At 72.8% G+C, this 5,803-nt stretch carries 6 protein-coding genes; 2 read left to right on the top strand and 4 right to left on the bottom strand.

The window, feature by feature from the left end:
- Nucleotides 1-501 (bottom strand): hypothetical protein (locus tag H5J29_RS18765; protein WP_181782267.1); only part of this gene is annotated, 501 nt, incomplete at its 3' end.
- Between the two features lie 195 nt (nucleotides 502-696).
- Here H5J29_RS18765 and H5J29_RS18760 point away from each other — a divergent pair.
- A complete protein-coding gene (locus H5J29_RS18760) occupies nucleotides 697-2,100 on the top strand; it encodes a class II fumarate hydratase (RefSeq protein WP_181782266.1) in 1,404 nt (467 codons plus the stop codon).
- A 142-nt stretch (nucleotides 2,101-2,242) separates the two neighbouring features.
- On the opposite strand, the gene H5J29_RS18755 is transcribed toward H5J29_RS18760, so the two are convergent.
- The gene (locus H5J29_RS18755) at nucleotides 2,243-2,995 is read right to left on the bottom strand and encodes a helix-turn-helix transcriptional regulator (RefSeq protein ID WP_181782264.1); all 753 of its coding nucleotides are present in this window, start codon (nucleotides 2,993-2,995) and stop codon (nucleotides 2,243-2,245) included.
- Between the two features lie 55 nt (nucleotides 2,996-3,050).
- Nucleotides 3,051-4,010, bottom strand: coding sequence for a helix-turn-helix transcriptional regulator (locus H5J29_RS18750; RefSeq protein ID WP_181782262.1), 960 nt, complete (start codon nucleotides 4,008-4,010; stop codon nucleotides 3,051-3,053).
- Nucleotides 4,011-4,028: 18 nt separating this feature from the next.
- Between H5J29_RS18750 and H5J29_RS18745 the strand changes: the two genes are divergently transcribed.
- Complete coding sequence (locus tag H5J29_RS18745; protein ID WP_181782259.1) at nucleotides 4,029-4,721, top strand: GNAT family N-acetyltransferase; 693 nt, start codon at nucleotides 4,029-4,031, stop codon at nucleotides 4,719-4,721.
- Nucleotides 4,722-4,729: 8 nt separating this feature from the next.
- Here H5J29_RS18745 and H5J29_RS18740 read toward each other — a convergent pair whose 3' ends face one another.
- Nucleotides 4,730-5,686 carry an NADPH:quinone oxidoreductase family protein gene (locus H5J29_RS18740; protein ID WP_181782257.1) on the bottom strand — a complete coding sequence of 319 codons (957 nt, stop codon included), beginning with the start codon at nucleotides 5,684-5,686 and terminating at the stop codon, nucleotides 4,730-4,732.
- Nucleotides 5,687-5,803: the final 117 nt, after the last annotated feature.

Below are 5,803 nucleotides of genomic sequence, written 5' to 3'. Positions count from 1 at the left end.
CAGCCCGTTGAGCAGCCGCCAGACGCGTTCGGCCAGCGCCATCTCGGCCGCGCCGTAGACCTGCGGCTTGCCGACGACCAACGTCCGCGGCGCCGGGCCGGGGCCGATCGGGAAGGCCAGCTGCTGCCCGGTCCCGCAGTTGCGGAGCAACGCGGCTCCGTCGCCGAACAACCGCATGTCCACGAGGGCCGCCGGCACGTCGGCGGTCTGCATCAGGCGGACGTCCCCGGTCCCCATGTAGTACTGGACGATCGGGTGTGTCTGGGTCCGCGTCAGCCCCCACGCCATCAGGTCCGCGCGGTACCCCTCCAGGCTCGCGTCGAGCGGGAGGACCCGACCCTGCACCGTTCCGTCCGGCTGGAAGTCGTTGACCGCGACAGCGCGGCTCTCGAACGTCGCCCGCAGCATCGCGCACACCCGTTCCACAGGCAGCTCCGTCAACGGCTCCCGCATCAGCTCCGCGACGAAATCGAGCCAGTCCCCGTCGTCCCGACCTGCCATGGTGTCCTCGTCCCCCTGTCGTCGACACCGCGTGTGGTGGTTCTGCAAGAGGGAGTCGGTCGTTAACCCTTCACATACATCACGAGCGGAATGCGCCCGTGCGGAGGAAGATCAGTAGGGCGACACTCCCTCGGAGGGTGTAATCCCGCTCATCAGCGCGAGCGGTTAGGCGACCCTCAGTAGCAGGATGGGACCATGAGCGACGACGCAGCGTTCCGCATCGAGCACGACACCATGGGCGAGGTCCGCGTCCCCGTCGAGGCGCTGTACCGCGCCCAGACCCAGCGGGCCGTGGAGAACTTCCCCATCTCGGGGCGGGGCCTGGAGCGGGCGCAGATCCGGGCGCTGGGTCTGGTCAAGGGCGCGGCGGCGCGGGTCAACGGCCGCATCGGGGTGCTGGACGAGAAGCTCGCGGCCGCGATCGCCGAGGCGGCGGACGAGGTCGCCGCCGGTGACCACGACGAGCACTTCCCCGTCGACGTCTTCCAGACCGGCTCCGGCACCTCGTCGAACATGAACGCCAACGAGGTCATCGCGACCCTGGCCACCCGGGCGTCGGGCTCGGACGTCCACCCGAACGACCACGTCAACGCCTCGCAGTCCAGCAACGACGTCTTCCCGACGACGATCCACGTGGCCGCGGTCGAGGCCCTCGCCACGGACGTCGTGCCTGCTCTGCAGCACCTCGCGCAGACCCTGCGCACGCGCGCGGCGGACTGGGCGGACGTCGTGAAGGCGGGGCGGACGCACCTGATGGACGCCGTGCCGATCACGCTGGGCCAGGAGGCAGGCGGCTGGGCGAGCCAGACCGAGTACGGGATCGCCCGGGTCGAGGACGTGCTGCCGCGGCTCGGTCAGCTCCCGATCGGCGGGACCGCCGTGGGCACCGGGCTGAACGCCCCGGAGGGCTTCGGGTCGGGCGTCGTGGAGGAGCTGCGCACCGCGACGGGGCTCGGCGCGCTCAGCGAGGCCCCGGACCACATCGAGGCCCAGGGCTCGCGGGACGGGCTGGTGGAGGCCTCGGGGGCGCTGCGGACCGTCGCGGTGTCGCTCTACAAGATCGCGAACGACCTGCGTTGGCTCTCGTCGGGGCCCCGCACCGGGCTCGCCGAGGTCCGCCTGCCCGACCTGCAGCCCGGCTCGTCGATCATGCCCGGCAAGGTCAACCCGGTGATCTGCGAGGCGACGATGATGGTCGCGGCGCAGGTCATCGGCAACGACGCGACCGTCGCCTTCTCCGGCACCCAGGGCAACCTCGAGCTCAACGTGATGATGCCGGTCATGGCCCGCAACGTGCTGGAGTCCGCCCGCTTGTTGGCGAACGCCGCGCGGCTGCTGGCGGACAAGGTGATCGCGGGGGCGGAGGCGGACCTGGACCGCACCCGGGAGTACGCCGAGTCGTCCCCGAGCATCGTCACGCCGCTCAACAAGTACATCGGCTACGAGGAGGCGGCCTCGGTCGCGAAGCAGTCGCTGAAGGAGCGCCGCACGATCCGCGAGGTGGTGGTGGAGCGCGGTCACGTGGAGGACGGGAAGCTCACCGAGCAGCAGCTGGACGAGGCTCTGGACGTGCTGCGGATGGCGCGGGGCGGGCGCTAGCCAGCGCGAGCGCACGTTTCGTGCTCTCAGCGCGGTCGGGGCAGCGCTGAGAGCACGCAACCAGCGATCTTGCCGCGCTGAGAGCACGAAACGTGCGATCTTGGGCGGCGCGATCAGGCCGGCGGCGCTCACCCCGGTGCGCTCACACCAATCCCAGCGCCTGCGCCCGCAGCACGGCGGAGAGTCGGTCGGTGACGCCCAGCTTCAGGTAGCAGCGCTCCAGGTGCTTCTGGACGGTGCGGGGCGAGATCCCCAGGCGGCGGGCGATCGTGCCCGCGGTGAGGCCCTGCGCGAGCAGCCCGAGCACGGCCTGCTCGCGTGGGGTCAACGGGATCTCCGCCGCCGAGACGCCCTGTCCCCCGGTCACCGCGGCGAGCGCGGAGACCTGCTTCTCCAGCCCGGACAGCAGCCGCCACAGCCGCTCGGCGAAGGCCAGCTCGCCGGGGCCCCAGGGGTCCTGTCTGCCGAGCACGAACGAGCGGCTCATCGCGGCGGTCGCGCGCAGGGGCAGGGCGAGCTGCTGGGCCGCCGAGCAGTCGTTCGCGAGGGCCCGGCCGCCGTCGGCGGTCCAGCGGTCCTGGAACGTGTCGGGGACGTCCGCGACCTGCCGCGGGGTCCACAGGCCCGTGGCGAGGTAGAACCGCAGCAGCGGGTGTTCCCGGTCCGCCCGGTGCACGCTCCACTGCGCGAGGTCCGGGGCCAGCGCGCCCAGCCCGCCGTCCCACCAGCGGTGGCGCAGCGACTCCGGCTCGACCTCGCTGAAGGTCACCCCGGCCGTCTCGAACGTGGTCATCAACATGGGGCCGATCCGGTCGACGGGCATGTCGACGAGCGGCTCGGCGAACAGGGTGGCCACGAGCTCCAGCCACTCCCGCTCCGTCCGCGTCACTCCCATGTCGGACGGAGCCGCACCGCCGCCCTGGTGATACGTGCCGACCTGCGACGATGCGTCAGACCTCCGTCGATCGGGCGAATCTCGTGCCCCACTCCCGGACGCGCTCGGCGAGCTCGGGCGGCGACCGCACCTCGAAGTCCGCGCCGCACGTGCCGAGCGCGAAGACCGGCCAGTCCAGGTCGTCCCCGGACATCCGCAGCACGCAGCGCTCCGGGCCGTCGGGTTCGATCACCGCCCACCGGTCCAGGTGCGCCAACCGTTCGGCGGGCGCGGCGATCAGGACCTCCACCTCGTAGGTCGCAGGCCTGCCCCGGATGCCCTGCTTCACGAAGTCCGCCGCGTCGACCGTCGGCAGCTCCCGCGGCCGGAAGCGGGCGCCGGTGCGGCGCGGCTCGGTGAGCCGGTCGAGCCGGAAGGTCCGCCAGTCGTGGCGGTCCAGGTCGTAGGCGACCAGGTACCAGCGCCGCCCCAGCGGCACCAGCCGGTGCGGCTCGACGTGTCGGTCCGTCGCCTCGGCGGCCCGCGCGGTGTAGCCGAACTCCAGCCGCTCGGTGTCCCGGCAGGCCTGCGCGACGACGATCAACGCCTCCGGGTCCAACGGCTCGTCCCGCCGCCCACCCCAGGTCGTGGCCACGGTGACCCCGCGCAGTGCGTCCACCCGCCTGCGCAGCCGCGGCGGCATGACCTGCACGACCTTGGTCAACGCCCGCAGCGCGGGTTCCTCGATCCCCGCCACCGCGCCCTGCGTCGCCGCCTGCATCCCGACGGCGAGTGCCACGGCCTCCTCGTCGTCCACCACCAGCGGGGGCAGGGCGGCGCCCGCGGCGAGCTGGTAGCCGCCGTCGACCCCGCGGTGGGCGTTGACCGGGTAGCCGAGCTCGCGGAGCCGGTCGATGTCTCGCCGCAGCGTGCGCGGCGAGACCTCGAGCCGCCCGGCGAGCTCCTGCCCCGGCCAGTAGCGGTGGGTCTGGAGCAGCGACAGCAGCCGCAGCGTGCGGGAGCTGGTGGAGGCCATGGCCCCAGTATCGCCGCATTGCGGTCAGTTGCCGGCCTGAAGCACGCGCCCTGTCGGGCGGTCGGGGGACAGCGGAACCCCCCGGCCGACGGCCCGGTCGACCGACGGTGCGAGCGCCCGGACGCACGGACCCTTCCAGGCATCGGGGACATCCCCCGGGTCACGAGAAGGGACGATCCGATCACCACCGCCAGCCCCACGACCGGCCACGACACCGCCGTCCGGAGCCTCGTCCACGTCCGCGAGCTCGGCCCCGACGAGGGCGACGTCGTCGACGCGGTCTTCGCCGGACTGTCCCCCCACAGCCGCTACCTGCGCTTCCAGTTCCCGTACGCCGAGCTCCCGGCCTCCACCCGCCGCAGCCTGACCGCCCTCGACGGCCGCACGCACGTCGCCCTGGCGGCCTTCGCCGTGGGCGGGCCGGTCGGCATCGTGCGGATCATCGACCTCGGCGACGGCCGCGCGGAGCTCGCCGTCGAGGTCGTCGACGACTGGCAGGGCCGCGGGGTCGGCACCCGGCTGCTGCAGGCCGCCCGCGACCGCGCCGCCGACCTGGGTCACCGCGAGCTCGTGGGCGAGATGCTCGTGGTGAACGCGGGGGCCCAGGCCGCCCTACGCCGGGTCTTCCCCCTCCCGCGGGTGCGCCGCGACGGTCCGGAGCTGACGATGACCATGGTCGTCGACCGCCCGCAGGCGGGGCTCGTCGCGTAGGACCCGGATCAGGGCTCGATCACGAACTTGCCGAGCACCCCTCGCTCGCCGAGCCGCTCCACCGCCTCGCCCACCTTGTCCAGCGGGAACGTGCCGCCGATCGGCGGGTCGACCACACCGGACTCCAGGAACGGGACGAGCGTGTCCCACTCCCGCCGCGTGTAGCCCTCGCGCGGCATCGCGTAGGCACCCCAGCCGACGCCACGGACGTCGATGTTGTTGAGCAGCAGGCGGTTCACCTTGACCGTGGGGATGTCCCCCGCCGTGAACCCGATGACCAGCAGCCTGCCGAGCGGGTTGAGGCAGCGCAGCGAGTCGGTGAACCGGTCCCCGCCGACCGGGTCGACGACCAGGTCGGCACCCCCCAGCTCCTTGACCGCGTCCTTGAAACCGTCGACCAGGACCGCCTCGTCGGAGCCGATCGACTTCACGAAGTCGGCCTTCTCCTGGCTCGACACGACCGAGATCACCCTGGCGCCCAGGGCCTTCGCCAGCTGGATCGTGGAGGTCCCGATGCCGCCCGCGGCCCCCTGCACCAGGACGGTCTCGCCCTCCTGCAGCCCGCCGCGCGTAATCAGCGCGAAGGTCATCGTGAGGTAGTTCATCGGGAGGCAGGCGCCCGCGGCGAACCCGACGGCGTCGGGGAGCGGGAAGACGCTGCCGATCTTCGCCGTGGCCAGCTCGGCGAACGCCCCGGTGCTGGTGGAGGCGGCGACCCGGTCCCCGGCCGTGAACTCCGAGTCCGCGGGGGCCTCGCGCACCACGCCCGCGAGCTCGCCGCCGAGGGTGAACGGCAGCTCCGGCTTGTACTGGTACTTGTCCTGCGTGAGCAGCAGGTCCGGGAAGTTGACCCCGGCCGCCTTCACCTCGATGAGCACCTCGCCGGGGCCTGCGGTCGCGTCGGCGACCTCGCCGACCTCCACCGACTGCGGCCCGTCCGTGCGGGTCACCCGTGCTGCGCGCATGTGCGTGGACTCCTCGTGTGTTCGACGGTGAACTAGGTCAGGTACTTCGGGTTGGCCACCTGGACCTGCGCCGTCACCGACGCCCGGACCGCGGCCACGACGTCGGGTGCGTCGGCG

Origin of the sequence: Pseudonocardia pini (genome assembly GCF_013870575.1) — a bacterium.
GTDB lineage: Bacteria > Actinomycetota > Actinomycetes > Mycobacteriales > Pseudonocardiaceae > Pseudonocardia > Pseudonocardia pini.
This window is presented reverse-complemented; position numbering and strand designations above follow the sequence as displayed.

Excerpts from the sequence above, each read along its gene's own strand:
- H5J29_RS18760 (WP_181782266.1), top strand. The coding sequence starts at position 697 with ATGAGCGACGACGCAGCGTTCCGCATCGAGCACGACACCATGGGCGAG.
- H5J29_RS18755 (WP_181782264.1), bottom strand. The coding sequence starts at position 2,995 with ATGGGAGTGACGCGGACGGAGCGGGAGTGGCTGGAGCTCGTGGCCACC.
- H5J29_RS18750 (WP_181782262.1), bottom strand. The coding sequence starts at position 4,010 with ATGGCCTCCACCAGCTCCCGCACGCTGCGGCTGCTGTCGCTGCTCCAG.
- H5J29_RS18740 (WP_181782257.1), bottom strand. The coding sequence starts at position 5,686 with ATGCGCGCAGCACGGGTGACCCGCACGGACGGGCCGCAGTCGGTGGAG.